The organism is Janthinobacterium sp. (assembly GCF_031995485.1).
Classification (GTDB): Bacteria; Pseudomonadota; Gammaproteobacteria; order Burkholderiales; family Burkholderiaceae_D; genus Janthinobacterium.
The window spans coordinates 45,938-65,283 of the sequence record NZ_DAMAGB010000030.1 but is presented as its reverse complement, the minus strand read 5'-3'; the positions used below and the strand labels follow the sequence as shown (position 1 = coordinate 65,283).

The following is a 19,346-nucleotide window of genomic DNA, read 5'->3' as shown; positions in this document are numbered from 1 at the left end:
CCGCCTGCGGCTCTCAACCGTGTGTCCTTTTTCCCGCAAGCGCGCATAATGGCGCTTTGCGCTGCGAAGGAATGCCATGGATCCCGTCTCGTCCGCGACGCTGGCCAATGTAGTGCCAGCCTCTGCCCGCGTGGGCAGCACCGCCCCGGTCACGCCGGCTTCGGCCGCCATCCTGGCCAATGCGGCGCTCGTCAATCCCCTCGTCTCGTCGACCCAGGTCGATATCTCGCCGCTCGGGCAGTATCTGTCCGGCGTGGCCTTGTCGCGCCGGCAGTTGCTGGCCTTGCAGGGTATCGATGACGAAGCGACCCAGCCCGCCACGGTTCCGGTGACCGCGGACCAGGCACTGGTGGCGCTGGCCCAGCAGCTGGCCGATTCGTTTGCGCAGCTGCGCGCCAGCGGCGTCGATGCGGGCCAGCTGGCGATGACGGCCGGCTCGCAGGATGACCTGGCGCAGCGTTTCGCCTTGCTGAGCGGCCAGATCACGCCGGGCGCGTCCGAGGCGCTGGCGCAAAATACGGATGCGCTGACGCAGGCGGACCTGGCGCGCGTCGGCATTGATGTGCAGAATGGCGCGCCGGTCGATGTGCCGGCGCTGCAGGCGGCGTTCGAGGCGGACCGCGCCGGCACCCTCAATGTCCTGCAGCAGGGAAGCGATGTGCTGGCCGAAGTGGGCGCCGCGCTCAGTCGCCAGCAGGGCGCGCCGACGGCCGCCGAGCAGGCAATTGCCGATCTGACTGGCGATACATTGCAGTCGCAGCAACTGCAGGCGCAGCAACTGCAAACGCCGCAACTCAACGACCCGACCCAGCTGTCATCGCAAGCGGAAGACCAGGCCCAGAATCAGTTGCAGGATCAGTTGCAGGCGCAGCAACAGGTAGCGGCCAATAACCAGCTGCAGGACGCGCAAACGTTGCGCCAGCAGCAGGCGCTGCAGGACACGGCCGCCTTGCAGGCCGATGCCGTCACGGATACGCAAACCGCCCAGCTTGACCAAACGCGCCAGGCGCAAGCGCAAACCGAGGCGCTGACGCAGGAGCAGGCGCTGGCCCAGCGCCAGCTGGAAGTGCAGCAGCAGATGGAAACGGAAGACCTGACCCAGGGCTTGCAGGAACTGCGCCAGCAGCAGCAACTGCAGGACAACGCAACGCAGCAGGCGGCAGTGACCAACCAGAACCAGCTGGACCAGGCCGGCGCCTTGCAGGCGGCGCAGCAACTACTGCAAACGCAGCAGACTCAGCAGACGCAGCAAGGCCAGCAGGCGCAGCAGACGCTGCAAGCGCAGCGCGTGCAGCAGCTCGACGACGAACAGCAGCGCATACAGGCGCAGCGGGTCCAGGCCGATGAGATCGAGACGCAGCGCGTGGCGCAGGACAGCGCCTTGCAGCAGCAGGACCGGGCGCGCGTCGAAGACGAACGGGTGGAAGACCTGCAGACCGAGCAGGCGCGGCAGGCGCAATTGCAGCAGCAGGCGCAGCTGGCGGCGGATGAGGCAGCCCAGGCGCAACTGGCCGCCAGCGAAGCGCAGCAGCTCGCGCAGGCGGCCAGCGAGCGGGCGCAAAGCCTGGCGCGCGAAGCGCAACTGCAGCTCGATGCCGGCGCGGCCACCACCGTGCAGGCCCAGCAGGCCGCGCAAAATGTGCAAGCCCAGCAGCAGGCTGCGCAAAATGCCGGCCAGGCGGTGCAGCAGCCTTCATCGCAGGATCCGGCCGTGGCGGCGGCGATTGCCGCCTACAACCTCAACAACAGCGCCCTGAATCCTGGCCTGATGGGCCGGCCGATGACGGCCAGCGAGTCGCAGCGGCCACTGGTTGCACCCGTTGCCCAGGCCGCGCCAGTGACCGCGATCAAGAACATCAAGCCAGGAGTGTAGCGTCCAGCGTGATTTGCGCGTTCAGCAGTTTCGAGACTGGGCAGCCGGCCTTGGCCTTGGCGGTCAGTTCCTCGAACTTCGCCTGGTCGGCGCCCGGAATCTTCGCTTTCAGCACCAGGTGCACGGCCGTGATGGCAAAACCGTCGTCCTGCTTGTCCAGCGTGACTTCGGCAGTGGTGTCCATCTGCTCGGCCGTCAGGCCCGCTTCGCCGAGTATCAGCGACAGCGCCATCGTGAAGCAGCCGGCATGGGCGGCGCCGATCAGCTCTTCGGGATTGGTGCCGGGCTTGCCTTCGAAGCGGCTGGCAAAGCCGTAGGGATATGCCTGCAGCGCGCCGCTCTTGGTGCTGATGGCGCCCTTGCCATCCTTGATGCCGCCAGACCAGACGGCCGAACCGGTTGTTTTCATCGTAACGCTCCTGGTTGAGTATGTAGAAAATACTGGAAGGCAAGCGCGGCCAGGATCTGTGCGAGCAATTGGCCCTGGCGCCTGCCGTCGTTTATCTTATGTGATTTGCAAGCGGCGTGTCGCCTGCCATGTGGCGAGGTGTTGTGCGGCCTCAGTCGGCCTTTTATTCGTCTTATTTCAGGCCTGCAAGTCCCAAATCCTTTAAAATAGCAGGTTATAAGAAAATTCCCGCAAGCGCGCGGAATCTTCGCGCTCGATGTGCCAGTTTTCAGTTCTATAAGAGGATCAATGATGTCTATTTCCAGCACCGAAGAGATCGTCGCCGAATTACGCGCCGGCCGCATGGTGATACTGGTCGATGAAGAAGACCGGGAAAATGAAGGCGATCTGGTGCTTGCCGCCGATTTCGTAACGCCTGAAGCAATCAATTTCATGATCACCCATGCCCGCGGCCTGGTGTGCCTGACCCTGACCGAAGAGCGTTGCGACGAGCTGAACCTGTCGATGATGACCTCGCGCAACGGTACCGCCTACGGCACCAATTTCACGGTATCGATCGAAGCGGCCGAAGGCGTGACCACCGGCATCTCCGCCGCCGACCGCGCCAAGACCATCCAGGTCGCGGTGGCCAAGGGCACGCTGCCGACCGATATCGTGCAGCCTGGCCATATCTTCCCGCTGAAAGCGCAAAAAGGCGGCGTGCTGATGCGCGCTGGCCATACCGAAGCCGGTTGCGACCTGACCGCCATGGCGGGCCTGACGCCCGCGTCGGTGATCTGCGAAATCATGAAGGACGACGGCACCATGGCGCGCCTGCCGGACCTGCTGGTGTTTGCGGAACAACACGGCCTGAAGATCGGCACGATTGCCGACCTGATCCACTACCGCAGCCAGACCGAGTCGCTGGTCGAGCGCGTGGCCGAACGCACCCTGCGCACGGCGCATGGCGAGTTCCGCATGATCGCCTTCCGCGACAAGCCGAGCGCGTCGGCCCACCTGGCGCTGGTGCATGGCGACCTGGCTGGCGGCCTGGAAACGCTGGTGCGCGTGCATCAGCCGGTGTCCTTGCTGGACGTGCTGGAAAGCGAAGCGACCACCCACTCCTGGACCGTGGCTGCCTCGATGGCCGCCATCAAGCAGTCCGAACGGGGCGTGATGGTGCTGTTGAACTGCGGCGAAACGTCCGGCGAACTGTTTGCCCAGTTCGCCGCGCTCGATACGCCGCAGGCCAAGCCGAAAGGCCGCGCCGCCAGCATGGACCTGCGCAGCTACGGCATCGGCGCGCAAATCCTGCGCGACCTGGGCGTGAGCAAGATGCAATTGCTGGCCAGCCCGCGCAAGATGCCGTCGATGGCCGGTTTCGACCTGGAAGTAACGGGTTTTCAGTGCCATCCAGGCCGGACGCCCGACTAAATCTGCTGCGCGTCGCGCTTTGCGGCCGGTGATGCTCACTGTACCTTCGTACAGTTGCGCTTCTCGGCCACAAATCACTGCCGCTCGCCACGATTTTGTCAGGCGCCGATATAAGAGTAAACGATGGCGGCATGTGCATGCCGCCCTGAACCACCAGATTAAAGAGGCATATGATGACCGTAGGAACTTATGAAACCAATTTTGCCGGCGAAGGTTTGCGCGTCGGTATCGTCCAGGCACGATTCAATGAAATCGTCGGTGGTGGCTTGCTGTCGGCATGCCTGGAAGAGTTGAGCAAGCTGGGCGTGGCCGATGAAGATATCCTGCACGTGACCGTGCCGGGCGCCCTTGAAATCCCACTGATTCTGCAGAAGATGGCGGAAACCGAGCAATTCGACGCCCTGATCGCACTGGGCGCCGTGATTCGCGGTGAAACCTATCACTTCGAGCTGGTATCGAATGAATCGGGCGCAGGCATCACGCGCGTCGGTCTCGATTACGGCATCCCGATCGCCAACGCCGTGTTGACGACCGAAAACGACGAGCAAGCAGAAGTGCGCATGCTGGTCAAGGGCGCCGAAGCAGCCCGCGTGGCAGTGGAAATGGCTAATCTGGCCCAGGCGCTGGAAGAGTTGCAAGACACTGACGAAGATTAATCGCGGGTGACAAGCATGCCATGGCTGCGTTGCAAGGCCTCGCCGTACTCACGTACTGTGTTCGGCCTTGCGCCTTGCCCTGACATCCATCTCACGCGCGATGATGCCGCTGGTATGCTTTTAAGAAAGTTGCAGCGGCCGTCTCGTCAGTATGTGTAGTGAACAAGTATTTAGAACAGGTAACAATCATGACTGAGAAAAATTTGCTCGCCAATCCCAGCAAAAATCGCACGCCGCGTCACCGCGCGCGCGAGTTTGCCTTGCAGGGGCTGTACCAGTGGCTGCTGAACAATGAAGACGCGACCACCGTCGTCAACAATATTCGCGCGGCGCACGGCTTCGACAAGGCGGACGGCGATCATTTCACGGTGCTGCTGTACGGCGCCATCAAGGATTCGCAGGCGCTGCGCGACAGCATGGCGCCGCTGATCGACCGCAATATCACCGAGCTGTCGCCGATCGAGCACGGCATCCTGCTGATCGGCGCATTCGAGCTGAAAAACAACGTGGAGATTCCTTACCGCGTCGTCATCAACGAAGCGGTCGAGCTGGCCAAGTCGTTTGGCGGTATCGACGGCCACAAATATGTGAACGGCGTGCTGGACAAGCTGGCGGCGAAATACCGCGAGGATGAAGTTGCCAGCAAGCGCAAGTAATTCCACACACTATATATAGTGTGCGTTCTGCGGGTCGCACCGCAGGACATGAAAAAAGCCACCGTACGCAAGTACCGGTGGCTTTTTTCATGCAAAGCGCTTGCAGCGCTTTTAAACGGTCACAGACCTGCGATCTCGTTATGTGGTTGCACTTTGATGGTCAGGCTGCCCGTTTCTTCAGGCGCCGCTGCCACATTCTTGGCTGGGGCTGGCGAATTCGACACCATCATCGGCGTGCTGGTCGGCACGCGCTGGCCGGCAGATACTTGTTTCAGGCGGCGGTATTCGGCCAGCACGCGCGAGCCATAGCCCGAGTCGGTGGCGAAGTTGGCGGCGCCCACATAGGTTTTCAGGCCGGCTTCGACCGAGCCGCCGCGCGTCACATAGTCTTTCAGGATCAGCGAGCCGACGCGGATATTGGCGACCGGATTCAAGGCAGCTTGCACGCCGCCCATTTCCTGGAAGCGCTCGTGGTGGACTTTCGACATGACCTGCATCAGGCCCTGCGCGCCGACCGGGCTTTCCGCGAACGGGTTCAGGCCCGATTCGATGGCCATCACGGCCAGGATCAGCAGCGGGTCGAGCTTGATTTCACGCGCCGTCAGGTAGGCCGTCGAGACCAGCATATTGGTGGCGTCATTGGCCACGCGGTAGCGCTTGGAGAGCCAGGTGGTGACCCATTGCTGCTGCTTCTGCGTGCCCAGCAGCGCTTTTTCTTCCTTGCTCAGCTGCGTGTCGGCAGCGGCCACGGTCTGCACGGAGGCAGGCGCTGCCATCAGGGCCGACAGGGCCGGCGCTTCGACGGCTTGCGCTTCCGTCATGGGCAGCGGGAACAGGCTGTGCGTCAGTTGCTTGCCCAGGTCAGGGCGGAACATCAGCAGGGCGATCAGTGCGAGAGCGGAAATGCCGAACACTGTCAGTGTGTGTTGCGCCGTGGTCAGAACACCACGTGCCGAGATTGCCGTCGCGCGCGCGCGAATTCGCGCTAACGCTGGCTGGCCAGCCACGGTTGAAACAGGCAATGCTGCTTCAGTGCTACGATGAGTCATAGAGTTTCCCCGAAATGTCGCGTCAACAGACAGTCCCTCCGCGGTCTCGCGGTAATCGGGTACTGCCAATGCCGTGCATCAGAAATATCATCGTCTGTCGCCGCGTATGGATGCGCGCGAGAGACGCCGTCATTGCTTGCTTGAGCTGATCGGTCCCTGTGGTATTGGATCAGTTGCAATACAACTTTTACCGGGGGTAAGGCAGACGCCTTTTGAAAACACTCCTTAAAATGTCATGTGGAGCCCCGACTCCGTGAATGAAAGAGAGACGCTAAAATCAGCTCTGGGCCGTCGTCCTCGTTCAAGTTGGGCGAATTGTAAGAGCCGTTTTATATCAAGTCAATACTAACGAATTCATTCTTTATTACTTTTATGTCTTACTTTTTGTCTTGCATTGTGCCAAAAGCCAATAAAATCAATTACTTGGCATAGATCCTTCAGCAACGGCGTCCGACGTCAAAAAAATTTAAAAACACATGAAATATTCAGATTTGCGAGATTTTATTTCTCAGTTGCAACAAATGGGCGAACTTAAGACCATTTCGACGCCTGTTTCCCCCTATTTGGAGATGACGGAGGTCTGCGACCGCACGTTACGCGCGGGCGGACCGGCCTTGCTGTTCAACCATCCCACCAACCATAGCATGCCGGTACTGGCCAATCTGTTCGGTACTCCACGCAGGGTCGCATTGGGCATGGGTGCCGAGGATGTCAGCGAACTGCGCAAGATCGGCCACGTGCTGGCGCGCCTGAAGGAACCGGAACCGCCGAAGGATTTCAAGGATCTGCTGGGTCTCGGTTCGCTGGTCAAGTCTGTGTGGGACATGTCGCCGAAGGAACTGCGCGGCGCCAAGTGCCAGGAAATCGTCTGGGAAGGCAATGATGTCGACCTGGCGCGCCTGCCGATCCAGCATTGCTGGCCTGGCGACGTCGCACCGCTGATTACCTGGGGCCTGGTGATTACCAAGGGGCCGAACAAGAAGCGCCAGAATCTGGGCATCTACCGCCAGCAGGTGCTGGGCCGCAACAAGGTCATCATGCGCTGGCTGGCGCACCGGGGCGGGGCGCTGGACTTCCGCGAACACGCGCTGCAGACCAAAGGCAAGCCGTATCCGATCGCCGTCGCGCTGGGCGCCGATCCCGCTACTATATTAGGGGCGGTCACGCCGGTGCCCGACAGCCTGTCCGAATACCAGTTCGCCGGCCTCTTGCGCGGCAGCCGCACGGAACTGGTGAAAGCGATCGGCAGCGAGCTGCGCGTGCCGGCGTCGGCCGAAATCGTGCTTGAAGGCCATATCTATCCTGACGAAAACCATCCGAGCGGCTACGAGCATGCTTTGGAAGGGCCGTATGGCGACCATACCGGCTACTATAATGAGCAGGACAGTTTTCCCGTCTTCACCATCGACCGCATCACCATGCGGCGCGACCCGATCTATCACTCCACGTATACCGGCAAGCCGCCGGACGAACCGGCCGTGCTGGGCCTGGCGCTCAATGAAGTGTTCGTGCCGCTGCTGCAAAAGCAGTTCAGCGAAATCACCGATTTCTACCTGCCGCCCGAGGGCTGCAGCTACCGCATGGCCGTGGTACAGATCAAGAAGCAGTACGCGGGCCACGCCAAGCGCGTGATGTTCGGCGTGTGGAGCTTCCTGCGCCAGTTCATGTATACCAAGTTCATCGTGGTGGTGGACGAGGACGTCAATATCCGCGACTGGAAAGAAGTCATCTGGGCGATTACCACCCGTGTCGACCCGATCCGCGACACCACGCTGGTCGACAACACGCCGATCGACTACCTGGACTTCGCTTCGCCGATCAGCGGCCTGGGCAGCAAGATGGGCATCGACGCCACCAACAAATGGCCCGGCGAAACCACGCGCGAGTGGGGCACGGTGATTGCCATGACGCCGGAGGTCAAGGCGAAGGTGGACAGCATCTGGCAGGAGCTGGGCCTTTAACGGCGGCGCATATTGTCGGTCGGGCAGGCCGGGCAGGCCGGGCAGGTCGGGTAGGTCGGGTTAGCGTAGCGTAACCCGACAACGGCCGCGAAAGTTGCGGCATCGTACGTCGGCATACTCAGCAGCGTCGCTTACGGCCTGCGGCCCAAGCCGACCTGCGCCGACCTGCGCTGATTCACGCGGTATTAATACGCCAATTTCCCAATTGCCTGCAGACCGGTTATAATTACCCCCGGCGGGCCCCTGCGCATCGTGGCATGGCTAACCTGGTCAGGTCGGGAACGAAGCAGCCACGGCTATTAACCATGAGTGCCGCAGATCAGGCTCGCCTCCTTCGGGAAACAAATCGCAAAGCTGCCCCAGGGCAGCTTTTTTGTTTTGGCGATGCATTCTGGTCATGCGCTACAATTGCCGCCTTGGCTGGCCCGGCCATGAGGCTTGCGCCCGTCCGCGCAGGATCACCGCAACATCGCATGGTAAAATCTCAGCATGTCCTATCAAGTCCTCGCCCGTAAATACCGCCCCAAGAATTTCGAGACGCTCGTCGGCCAGGAGCACGTCGTGCGCGCGCTCACGCATGCGCTGCACAGTGGCCGACTGCATCACGCCTACCTGTTCACGGGCACGCGCGGCGTCGGCAAGACGACCCTGTCGCGCATTCTGGCCAAGTCGCTCAATTGCATCGGTCCCGACGGCACGGGCGGCATCACGGCCCAGCCTTGCGGCCAGTGCGAAGCATGCACGGCGATCGACGCGGGGCGTTTCGTTGACTATATAGAGATGGATGCGGCGTCGAACCGCGGCGTCGATGAAATGGCGCAGCTGCTGGAGCAGGCGGTGTATGCACCGAGCAATGCGCGCTTCAAGGTCTATATGATCGATGAGGTGCACATGCTGACCAACCATGCGTTCAATTCGATGCTGAAAACGCTGGAGGAGCCGCCGGAACACGTCAAGTTCATCCTGGCCACCACCGATCCGCAAAAGATACCCGTCACCGTGCTGTCGCGCTGCCTGCAGTTCAATCTCAAGCAGATGCCGCCCGGTCATATCATCAGCCACCTGGACAATATCCTGGGGCAGGAGGGCATCGCCTTCGAGCAGCCGGCCTTGCGCCTGCTGGCCCAGGGCGCGCACGGCTCCATGCGCGACGCGCTGTCGCTGACCGACCAGGCGATTGCCTATGCGGCCGGCGAAGTCACGCTCGACGCGGTGCAGGGCATGCTCGGTGCGCTCGACCAGTCCTACCTGGTGCGCCTGCTCGACGCGCTGGCGCAGCAGGACGGCGCCGATCTGCTGGCGGTGGCCGACGAGATGGCCTCGCGCAGCCTGTCCTACAACAATGCACTGCAGGACCTGGGCACCTTGCTGCACCGCGTGGCGCTGGCGCAGACCGTGCCGGCCGCCGTGCCGCAGGACTTGCCGGAATATGCCGATATCGTGCGTCTGGCGCAGGCCTTCGACGCGGAAGAAGTGCAGCTGTTCTACCAGATCGCCGTGCATGGCCGCAATGAACTGGGCCTGGCGCCGGACGAGTACGCCGGCTTTAGCATGACCCTGCTGCGCATGCTGGCGTTTCGTCCCGGCATCGGTGGCGCCGACGGCGTGCCGGCTGCGGCCCCCGCCGCCGCGCCCGTAAACCGTCCCGCTGCGGTGGCTGCCGCGCGCGCCGCCGCCCAGTCCGCGCCGCCGGCCCGGGCTGCCGCACACAGTGTGGCCAGCCATGCGGCCGTGACGCCGCCGCCACCGGCGGTAGTGGCCGCTGCGGCAGCGACGGTGGCGCGCAGCGAGGCACCGCCGCCTGCGCCCGCCGCAGCGCCAGCTCCGGCAGCGGCGCCCGCCGCACCAGCCGCGCCGGTCAGCTCGGCCCGCGCCGCCATCAATGCGGCGCTCGAAGCGGCCCGCGCCGCGTCGAAAGGCCGTCCGGGCAGCGCGCCGTCCGCGCCGACTTCGGCGCCGAAAGCACCAACGCCAGCGCCAGCGGCCGCTCCCGTGGCCGCCGCGCCCGCCGCACCCGTGCGCAGCACGCCGCCCGCCGCCGCCAAGTCGCCCGCACCGTGGGATGATGCACCGGACCCGATGCCGGCCCTGGCCCCGGTCGCCGTCATGGAAGCACCGGCGACCGCGCGCCAGGCGCCGCCACAAGCCGAACCCGATGACGACCTGCCGCCCTGGGTCACCGAATTTTCCGACGACAGCGCTTCGGCCGCCGTGCAGAACGCACCGCTCCAGCAAAGCAACGAGCAGCCCGCCGTGGTGATGCCGCAGCGCGCGCCCAAGCAGGCCGCGCCCAGCGCGCCGTATGTGATCACGCCCGTGCCGGGTCTCGACTGGGATGGCAACTGGCCCGCCGTGGCGGCCGTGTTGCCACTGCGCGGCGTGGCCCAGCAGCTGGCGGTACAGGCCGAGCTGATCGAATGCCTGCACGACGGCCACAGCACCACGTTCCGCCTGCGCGTGCCGATCGACACTTGGCGCAGTCCGGCCAATGTGGAAAAACTGGCGGCGGCGCTGGCCGAGCGCTTTGGCCGCAAGATCCAGGTCGACACCGAACTGGGCGCTGTCTGGTATACCGCCAGCGCCGAAGCGCAGGCGCATCGCGAAGCGTGCCAGCGGCAAGCTGAAGAAACTATTGAAACCGACCCCTTTGTGCTCGATATGAAGCGTGCATTCGACGCCTTCGTGGTGCCGGGGACGATTACACCTGCACCGGCCGGCGCTGCGCCGACCTTGCATTGATTAACTTGACTAAATAATACGGAGCATTTCTCATGATGAAAAATCAACTGGCTGGCCTGATGAAACAGGCGCAAACCATGCAGGACAATATGAAAAAAGCCCAGGAACAGCTGGCGCTGGTGGAAGTCGAAGGCCAGTCGGGCGCCGGCCTGGTCAAGGTCGTGATGACCTGCAAGAGCGACGTCAAGCGCGTCACGATCGATCCGTCGCTGCTGGCCGACGACAAGGACATGCTGGAAGACCTGGTTGCTGCCGCCTTCAACGACGCCGTGCGCAAGGCTGAAGCGACCTCCGCCGAAAAAATGGCCGGCCTGACCGGCGGCATGAACTTGCCAGCCGGCTTCAAGATGCCATTCTGATGACAGGCCGCATGCGCTCGATCAATGCGAATGGACAGGGCTGAACCATGTCCAAGTCGCTGGAATTTTTGACCGAGGCGCTGCGGCGCCTGCCCGGCGTCGGCCCCAAGTCGGCGCAGCGGATGGCATTTCACTTGTTGCAGCACGATAGGGAAGGCGCGTCCATGCTGTCGCGCGCCCTGTTCCAGGCCGTCGATGCCGTGCATCACTGCGCCCTGTGCAACACCTTTACCGAACATGAAATTTGCGAGAACTGTCTCGACGACGCGCGCGACAAGCGCCTGCTGTGCGTGGTGGAAACACCAGCCGACCAGCTGATGATCGAGCAGACGCTGACCTACAAGGGCCTGTATTTCGTGCTGATGGGACGCCTGTCGCCATTGGACGGTATCGGTCCGAAAGATATCCACCTTGAAAAGCTGCTGGGCCGCGCCAACGATGGCGTGGTCACGGAAGTGGTGCTGGCCACCAACTTCACCAATGAAGGCGAAGCGACCGCCCATTACATCAGCGAAATGCTGAAAGCCCGCGGCCTGCGCGTGAGCCGCCTGGCGCGCGGCGTGCCGGTCGGCGGTGAACTCGAATATGTCGACGCGGGCACGATCGCGCGCGCGATGCTGGACCGCAGGGCAACATAAAACCCATGGACAAGACGACTCCTGCCGGGCCGCTGGCCGGCATCAAGGTGCTGGAACTGGGCACGCTGATTGCCGGGCCGTTCTGCGCCCGCATGCTGGCCGAATTCGGCGCCGACGTGATCAAGATCGAGTCGCCCGATGGCGGCGACCCGATCCGTTCCTGGCGGGTGCTGAAAGACGGCACCTCGCTGTGGTGGTCGGTGCAGGCGCGCAACAAGAAAAGCCTGACGCTGAACCTGAAGGCGCCGGAAGGGCGGGCGATTGCACGCCAGCTGGCGCTGGAAGCGGACATCATCATCGAGAACTACCGGCCCGGCGTGCTGGAAAAATGGGAGCTCGGCTACGAGCAGCTGAAGAAAGACAAGCCCTCCCTGATCATGGTGCGCCTGTCCGGCTTTGGCCAGACGGGGCCGATGAAGGACCTGCCCGGCTTTGGCGCCATCGGCGAATCGATGGGCGGCTTGCGCTATGTGTCCGGCTTCGCCGACCGCCCGCCGGTGCGCGTGGGCGTGTCCATCGGCGATTCGGTGGCGGCCCTGCACGGCGTGATCGGCGCCATGATGGCGCTGCGCCACCGCGACGTGACCGGCGGCGGAGAAAGCGGGGAAGGGCAGATGGTCGACGTGGCGCTGTACGAGGCCGTGTTCAACATGATGGAGTCGCTGGTGCCCGAGTACGACCAGGCCGGCGTGGTGCGCGAACGCACGGGCGGCTCCTTGCCCGGCATCGTGCCATCGAATACCTATACCACCGGCGACGGCGAAAATATCGTCATCGCGGGAAACGGCGACGCCATCTTCAAGCGGCTGATGCTGGCCATGGGCCGCATCGACATGGCGGGCGACCCGCAGCTGGCGCGCAACGACGGCCGCGTGGCCCGCACGCAGGACATCGACGACGCCATCGGCGCCTGGTGCGCCACGCACACCATCGACAGCGCGCTGGCCGTGCTGAAAGCGGCGGACGTACCGGCGGGCAAAATTTACTCCGTGCGCGACATGATGAGCGACCCGCAGTTCCTCGCGCGCGACATGTTCGAGCAGCACCAGTTTGCCGACGGCACGCCCGTCAAGCTGCCGGCCATTACCCCGAAACTGTCGGCCACGCCGGGCAGGACGCAATGGCTGGGGCCGACCCTGGGGCAGCACAACGACGAGGTATTGGCGTCGCTGGGGTTCGATGCGGCGGCGATAGCGCGGCTGAAAGCGGACGGCGTGGTTTGAGGCAGGAGGGATGAGGGTAGGTCGGATTAGCGCGTGGCGCGTAATCCGACATTTACCGCCAACAATGTTATCGGATTACGCGGCTGCGCCGCTAATCCGACCTACGTACTGAGGAATACTGTGAATTTTTTCCCCCTGCGCGCCATCTGCGCCGCCGCCTCGGCCATCGTCTTGCTGTCGGCCTGCGCCACCGTCTCCGCCGACAGCCCGATTACCAGCCTGCGCCTGATCGGCGAACAGCGCATCGCCCTGAAGCAGCCGTTCAATGGCACGCTGGTCGGCGGCCTGTCCGGCATCGACTACGATGCGGCCAGCGGCGACTGGGTGCTGGAGAGCGATGACCGCTCGGGATTCAATCCGGCCCGTTTCTACCGCGCCACGCTCAGCTATGACGCCAACAGTTTTTCAGGCGTGAAACTGAACAGCGTGCATTTCTTCAAGCAGCCAGCCGGCGGCAATTATCCGAACCTGGCGCATGCCAAGCTGGACCGTGGCGAGCAGGTGCCCGATATCGAAACCGTGCGCGTCGATCCGCACGATGGCAGCCTGTGGTACGGCAGCGAAGGCAACCGCAAGGTGGGGCTCGATCCCTTCGTGGCGCACGCCAGCCGCGACGGCCGTTATCTGGCACCGTTGCCCACGCCGGCCATGTTCAGGGTCAGCCAGAATGAAACCGGTTCGCGCAACAACATGAGCTTCGAGGGACTGTCGTTTTCGGCCGATGGCAACAGCCTGTGGCTGGGCATGGAAGCGGCACTCTACCAGGATGGTCCGCTGGCCACACCCGAGCGTGGTTCCGTGGTGCGCATCACGCAGCTCGATCGTGCCGGCAAGGTGCTGGCGCAGTATGCGTACCCGATCGAAGCGATCGCGTCGTCGCCGGCGCCGGGCCGCAATGCGGACAATGGCGTGTCGGAAATTCTGGCGATTGACGGGCACCGGCTGCTGATCGTGGAACGGGCCGGCGTGGAAAATGCCGAAGGCGTGTATGCGAATCACGTACGCCTGTATGAAATGGATGTGGCAGGCGCCACCGATATCCGGGACGTGCCGGCGCTGGCCACTGCGAAGTATGTGCCGGCGCGCAAGCGCCTGCTGCTGGACCTGGAAAAAATAGGCCTGGAGCGCGTGGATAACCTGGAAGGCATTGCCTGGGGGCCGCGCCTGGCCAATGGCCGTCGCAGCCTGGTGATGGTGTCGGACGATAACTTCAACGCCCAGCAAGTCACGCAACTCCTCGTCTTCGAAGTCCGCTAACGCTCCCTGCTGCCATGCCGGCGGTGCGCGCCTGCCGCGCCAGCATGGCCGTGATCGCATCGTGCGGCGACGGGTGGCCCAGGAAATAGCCTTGCGCCATGTCGCAGCCGTATTCTTCCAGCATCAGCAGCTGCTCGTCCGTCTCCACGCCTTCGGCCACCACCACCATTTTCAGGCCATGCGCCATGGCGATGATGGCGCGCGTGATGGCCGCGTTTTCCGCGTCCTGCGGCAGGCCGGCGATAAAGCTGCGGTCGATTTTCAGCGCCCGCACGTCGAAGCGCTTTAAATAATTCATCGACGAATACCCGGTACCGAAGTCGTCGATCGACAAATAGACGCCGATGCCGCGCAGTTGTTCCAGGGTCACCATGGTGGCGCGCGCGTCATCCATCAGCGTGCCTTCCGTCAGTTCCAGTTCCAGCAGGCGCGCGTCGAGCCCCGTGTCGGCCAGCGCGGACAGCACGATCTGCATCAGGTTCTCATCCTTGAACTGCTTGGCCGACAGGTTGACCGCCATGCGGATCGCCTGCTGGCCGCCGCTCTGCCAGGCCTTGGCCTGGTTGCAGGCCGTGCGCAGCACCCATTCGCCGATCGGCACGATCAGTCCCGTTTCTTCGGCCAGCGGAATGAATTCGGTCGGCGAGATGATGCCGCGCTCGGGATGGCGCCAGCGCACCAGCGCTTCCACGCCGACGATCCGGGTGCTGGGCACATCGATCTGCGGCTGGTACAGCAGGTACAGCTCGTTGTTCTGCAGCGCCTTCCTCAGGCCCACTTCCATCTTGAGGTGGCTCATGATTTCCATCGTCAGCGAAGAGCTGTACAGCTTGGCGTTGTTCTTGCCGCAGTTCTTCGCGTGGTACATGGCCGTGTCCGCATATTTGAGCAGCGAATTGCAGTCTTTGCCGTCCTCGGGATACAGCGAAATGCCGATGCTGGCGGTGACGAAAATCTCGTGCGACTCGATCATGAAGGGCCGGCGCATGGCTTCCTTGACGCGGTGCGCCACGTTCAGCGCATCTTCCACCCGTTCCAGGTCGGGGATCAGGATCGTGAATTCGTCGCCGCCCAGGCGCGCCAGGTTGCTGCCGCCCAGCTCGCTGTCGAAATCGTGTTCCGGGCGCAGCACCAGGTCGCTGGGACGGATGGTTTCACGCAGGCGTTCCGAGACGATTTTCAGCAGATGGTCGCCGACATCGTGGCCCAGCGTGTCGTTGACGCGCTTGAAGGCATCGAGGTCCATGAACAGCACGGCAAATTTCTTGTCGTGTTCTTTCGAACGCACCAGTTCGCGTTCCAGCGTTTCCAGGAAAGCCTGGCGGTTCGGGATGCCGGTCAGGCTGTCGCAATACGCCAGGCGCCGGATCTGCTCTTCGGTGCGCTTGCGCTCGCTGATATCGCGCACCAGTCCCAGCACTTCGTCGGGGCCGGTCGACACCAGCCGCGCCTCGAAGTGGCGCGTGCTGTCCGCATGCGTGAGCGTGTAGTCGACCGAGCGGATCTGCTGGGTGGCCAGCACCTTGTGCATCTGGTCGACCAGGCGCGCGGCGATCTCGGGCGGCAATATTTCGCTGATATGGCTGCCGACGCAGTTTTCGATGGAAAAGCCGGCGCTGGCGTCGTGGCCCTGTTCGTAGTCGAGATAATAGCCGTCGCGGTTCAGGCGAAAGAAAGTGTCGGGAATCGCGGCCAGCACGGCGCGGTTGTGGGCGTCGGCGATGCGCAGGCGGGCAATCGCGTCGCTGGCGCGCAGCACGTACAGCACGCGGTGGCCGAGGATGGGCCAGTTGATCGGCTTGGAAATGAAATCGGTGGCGCCCACTTCATAGGCATGCGTGACGGCTTCCAGTTCGTCGCCGCCGGTGACCATGATGATGGGCACGGTGACATTGCCCTCCTGGCGGCGGATTTCGCGGCATACGCCAAAGCCGTCCATGGCCGGCATGTCGACGTCGAGCATGACCAGGTCCGGACCACTGAGCTTGTAGCTGGCCAGGGCCTGCACCCCGTCTTCGGCCTCGATCACGTCCAGCCCCACTTGCGTGAGCATTTGCCGCATCAGCATGCGCATCACGGGGTCGTCATCGGCCACCAGCACCAGGCCGCGTTTGGGGGAGAGGGGCGCTGTCATGTCAATGTTCCTTTACGAGGATGCTGCCCAGCGCGTTGCGCGCCGCCAGGAATTGCTGTTCCATTGCCTGCAGCAGGACAGCCGCGCCGTCGGTGCTGCCGGCGCGGCCCAGTTTTTCCATCTCCTTGCACAATTGCGCCAGCGCATCGGCACCCACGTTGGCGCTGCCGGATTTGAGGCTGTGCGCCACCTTGCGCATGGCCTCGGTGTCGTGCGTGTCGATCGCGCCGCGCAGCCTGGCCAGCTGGCGCGGCGTGTCGCCGGCAAAGGCGCTGATCACGCGTTCGAGCAGGGCCTCGCCGCCACCGCCAGCGCCCCCGGACAGCGCGCGGATATGGTCGAGCGCCTGCAGATTGAGTTCTACTGAAGGTGTTGCCGACGGTGCTACCGAAGGTTCTGGCGAAATTGCTGCCAAAGGCTCCGCGGCAGGCTGTGGCCTGGGAGCTGGCGCTTCGATATCGATGTCCGCATGGTGCACGCTGGCCGCGCGCGGCAGGGCGATCCAGCGCGCGATCGTCTGGCCCAGCTGCTGCTGGGTGAAGGGTTTGCTCAGGTAATCGTCCATGCCGGCCGCCAGGCAGGCTTCGCGGTCGCCCTGCAAGGCGTTGGCGGTAATCGCAATGATCGGCAGCGTGCCTGCGTGACCCGGGTGGCGCGCGTGGCCGCCATGCTGCTCGTGGCGGCGGATTTCGGCCGTGGCCGCAAACCCGTCCATCACCGGCATCTGGCAATCCATCAGCACCAGGTCGAAGTCTTCGGCCCGGGCCGCGTGCAGCGCCTCTTCGCCGTTGTGGGCGCACACCACGTCCAGGCCCAGGCTGTCGAGCATGGCCAGCGCCACTTCCACGTTGACGGGATTGTCTTCGGCCAGCAGTACCCGGCGCCGTTGCCGCCGGGCCCCGTGGTGGCCAGGCTGGCGCGGCGCATGGGGCGGGTGGCTGCGCAGGTTTTCGCTGGCGCGCGGCACGGTGACGATGCAGTCGAACAAATCGCATTCGCGCGCCGGCTTGATCAGCTGGAAGGCGACGCCCGCTTCGCGCCGCTGGACCGGGTCGGCCGCGCTGCGTTCGGTGCTCAGCAGCAGCAGTTTCAGGTCGGCCAGCAGCGGATCGCTCTTGATGGTGGCGGCCAGCGCCAGGCCGCTGGTGCGCGGCAATTCCATGTCGAGCAGGGCCACCGTGTACGGCTGGCCGGCGTCGGCGGCGGCGCGCAGCCGGGCCAGGCATTCGCCGGCCGTGTCGGTACTGTCGCTGGCGATATGCCAGCTGGCCAGCTGGCGCTCGAGCACGGCGCGGGTGGCGGGTGTATGGTCGACGATCAAGGCGCGTAACCCTCGCGTGGTTTTCAGATTGAAAGACGGGTCGTCGCTGTCGACGCGCCGCTTATCGAAATTTACGTCGAACCAGAAGATCGAGCCTTGCGTTAAAGCATTGTCGACGCCGATTTTTCCGCCCATCAACTCGACCAGCTGCTTCGAGATTGTCAGGCCCAGCCCGGTGCCGCCATGCTTGCGCGTGGTCGAGCCATCGGCCTGCGAGAACGAATCGAAGATGCGCGAACGCGCCTCGCTCGATACGCCGATGCCGGTGTCATGCACCTCGAAGCGCAGGCCCACGCTGGGATTGTCTTCGCGGCTCACTTCCACTTTCACGGTGACCTTGCCCGTCTCGGTAAACTTGATGGCGTTGCCGAGCAGATTGACGATAATCTGGCGCAGCCGGTTCGGGTCGCCACAGATGGCGATCGGGATATCGTTGGCGATATCGAATTCCAGGCGGATATTTTTCGCTGCCGCCTGCGGCGCGAACACATGTTCGATATCGTCGAGCAGCTCGCGGAAGTTGAAGCGGATATATTCGACGCTGAGCTTGCCGGCCTCGATCTTCGAGAAGTCGAGAATGTCGTTGATGATCACCAGCAGGTTCTGTCCCGAACGCTGCACCATGCTGGTGTAATGGCGTTGCTGCGGGCTCAAAGGACTGGCCAGCAGCAGTTCCGTCATGCCCAGCACGCCATTCATCGGCGTGCGGATCTCATGGCTCATGGTGGCCAGGAACGCGCTCTTTGCCTGGCTGGCCGCCTCGGCCGCATCCTTGGCCTTCTCCAGCTGCTCGGTGCGCACGCCGACCTGGCGTTCGAGCTGGTCGCGGTAGCTGGCCAGCTTGGCGTCGCGGCTGTCGATCTGGGCCAGCATGTCGTTGAAACTGTCGATCAGCAGCCCCAGTTCGTCGCTGCGCTGGTGGCTGATGCGGTGGCTGTAGGTCTGGCTGCTCGACACCTTCTTGGCCGTTTCGATCAGCTTGGTAATCGGTTCGGCGATCAGGCTCTTGAAGCGCCCGGCCAGGATCACGGCGACCAGGAAGGACAGCAGGGTAGCGCTGCTGATGGCGCCCAGGTGGCGCACGATATCGCGCCACATCTGGTACAGATCGGTTTCGATCATGACCGCGCCGATCATCTCGTCATGGTGCAGCACGGGAAGGTACAGCTGCATCGAACGCTTCAGCACGGCGCGCGCGCCGGTATCCGGGGCCGGCGCCGCCGCAGCCAGTCCGGCCAGCAGGGCCGGTTCCATGTCTTGCGGCTCGGGCCGCGCCAGCTTCGGGTGGCGGGCGCGGTAGACGGCAAACACCTTGCCGTGCCGGTCATACAGCGCCGCCTGCACCACCTCGTCGCGCGCCTGCAAGGCCGCCAGCATCTGCTGCGCCTGGCTGGCCTTGCCTGCGAGCAGGGGGGCGGCGCCGGCGGCGCTGATCACGCCGCCAAGCGACAGCAGCTGGCGCCGTTCATCCTCCCGGTGGCTGAGCACGGCCGTCACGGCAAACGCGACGAACACCAGCAACAGCGCGCTGCCGGAGGACAGTACCGAAATCATGGTCAGTTTCTGGCTGATGCTGGCGCGTTGAAAGTTGAACATGGGGACGGACATCCTCCAGTGGAGCTACTTGCTATTTGTTAATTAATTCCCATTGGAAAAAT

The 19,346-nt window shown here is 63.5% G+C and carries 14 protein-coding genes and 1 other RNA gene; 11 read left to right on the top strand and 4 right to left on the bottom strand.

The genetic code is table 11. The annotated features are described in order from the left end of the window. Positions 1 to 76 precede the first annotated feature (76 nt). Entirely contained in the window at positions 77 to 1,873 is a 1,797-nt protein-coding gene (locus RTQ46_RS16795; protein ID WP_312438293.1) for a hypothetical protein, read from the top strand. Here RTQ46_RS16795 and RTQ46_RS16790 read toward each other — a convergent pair. Continuing rightward, a complete protein-coding gene (locus tag RTQ46_RS16790; protein ID WP_312438292.1) occupies positions 1,857 to 2,282 on the bottom strand; it encodes an OsmC family protein in 426 nt (141 codons plus the stop codon). The two genes, RTQ46_RS16795 and RTQ46_RS16790, sit on opposite strands and share 17 nt — an antisense overlap. 291 nt (positions 2,283 to 2,573) lie before the next feature. Between RTQ46_RS16790 and ribBA the strand changes: the two genes are divergently transcribed. From ribBA to nusB, 3 genes are all read left to right on the top strand, one after another. Continuing rightward, entirely contained in the window at positions 2,574 to 3,695 is a 1,122-nt protein-coding gene (gene ribBA, locus RTQ46_RS16785; protein WP_312438317.1) for a bifunctional 3,4-dihydroxy-2-butanone-4-phosphate synthase/GTP cyclohydrolase II, read from the top strand. Positions 3,696 to 3,868: 173 nt separating this feature from the next. Further along, a complete protein-coding gene (gene ribH, locus RTQ46_RS16780; RefSeq protein ID WP_076570670.1) occupies positions 3,869 to 4,351 on the top strand; it encodes a 6,7-dimethyl-8-ribityllumazine synthase in 483 nt (160 codons plus the stop codon). 188 nt (positions 4,352 to 4,539) lie between these two features. After that, positions 4,540 to 5,007 (top strand): transcription antitermination factor NusB, encoded by a 468-nt coding sequence (gene nusB, locus RTQ46_RS16775; protein WP_312438290.1) that lies wholly within the window; start codon positions 4,540 to 4,542, stop codon positions 5,005 to 5,007. A 119-nt stretch (positions 5,008 to 5,126) separates the two neighbouring features. Here nusB and RTQ46_RS16770 read toward each other — a convergent pair whose 3' ends face one another. Continuing rightward, on the bottom strand, positions 5,127 to 6,056 hold the full coding sequence (locus RTQ46_RS16770) for a transglycosylase SLT domain-containing protein (protein ID WP_409518349.1): 930 nt from the start codon (positions 6,054 to 6,056) through the stop codon (positions 5,127 to 5,129). A gap of 476 nt (positions 6,057 to 6,532) precedes the next feature. Between RTQ46_RS16770 and ubiD the strand changes: the two genes are divergently transcribed. From ubiD to RTQ46_RS16735, 7 genes are all read left to right on the top strand, one after another. Then, a complete protein-coding gene (gene ubiD / locus RTQ46_RS16765) occupies positions 6,533 to 8,017 on the top strand; it encodes a 4-hydroxy-3-polyprenylbenzoate decarboxylase (RefSeq protein ID WP_312438289.1) in 1,485 nt (494 codons plus the stop codon). A 234-nt stretch (positions 8,018 to 8,251) separates the two neighbouring features. Beyond that, positions 8,252 to 8,350, top strand: an RNA gene (ffs, locus tag RTQ46_RS16760) — signal recognition particle sRNA small type. A gap of 156 nt (positions 8,351 to 8,506) precedes the next feature. After that, entirely contained in the window at positions 8,507 to 10,756 is a 2,250-nt protein-coding gene (locus tag RTQ46_RS16755) for a DNA polymerase III subunit gamma/tau (RefSeq protein WP_312438288.1), read from the top strand. 32 nt (positions 10,757 to 10,788) lie between these two features. Further along, the gene (locus RTQ46_RS16750; protein WP_312438286.1) at positions 10,789 to 11,115 is read left to right on the top strand and encodes a YbaB/EbfC family nucleoid-associated protein; all 327 of its coding nucleotides are present in this window, start codon (positions 10,789 to 10,791) and stop codon (positions 11,113 to 11,115) included. Between the two features lie 47 nt (positions 11,116 to 11,162). Beyond that, positions 11,163 to 11,753 carry a recombination mediator RecR gene (gene recR, locus RTQ46_RS16745; protein WP_312438285.1) on the top strand — a complete coding sequence of 197 codons (591 nt, stop codon included), beginning with the start codon at positions 11,163 to 11,165 and terminating at the stop codon, positions 11,751 to 11,753. A gap of 5 nt (positions 11,754 to 11,758) precedes the next feature. Then, the gene (locus RTQ46_RS16740) at positions 11,759 to 12,976 is read left to right on the top strand and encodes a CaiB/BaiF CoA-transferase family protein (RefSeq protein WP_312438283.1); all 1,218 of its coding nucleotides are present in this window, start codon (positions 11,759 to 11,761) and stop codon (positions 12,974 to 12,976) included. Between the two features lie 120 nt (positions 12,977 to 13,096). Continuing rightward, positions 13,097 to 14,233 (top strand): esterase-like activity of phytase family protein, encoded by a 1,137-nt coding sequence (locus tag RTQ46_RS16735; protein ID WP_312438282.1) that lies wholly within the window; start codon positions 13,097 to 13,099, stop codon positions 14,231 to 14,233. On the opposite strand, the gene RTQ46_RS16730 is transcribed toward RTQ46_RS16735, so the two are convergent. Together RTQ46_RS16730 and RTQ46_RS16725 are read right to left on the bottom strand one after the other, a co-directional pair. Next, positions 14,202 to 16,367, bottom strand: coding sequence for an EAL domain-containing protein (locus tag RTQ46_RS16730; RefSeq protein WP_312438280.1), 2,166 nt, complete (start codon positions 16,365 to 16,367; stop codon positions 14,202 to 14,204). The genes RTQ46_RS16735 and RTQ46_RS16730 overlap by 32 nt on opposite strands. A 1-nt stretch (position 16,368) precedes the next feature. Further along, complete coding sequence (locus RTQ46_RS16725; RefSeq protein ID WP_312438279.1) at positions 16,369 to 19,284, bottom strand: response regulator; 2,916 nt, start codon at positions 19,282 to 19,284, stop codon at positions 16,369 to 16,371. Positions 19,285 to 19,346 lie beyond the last annotated feature (62 nt).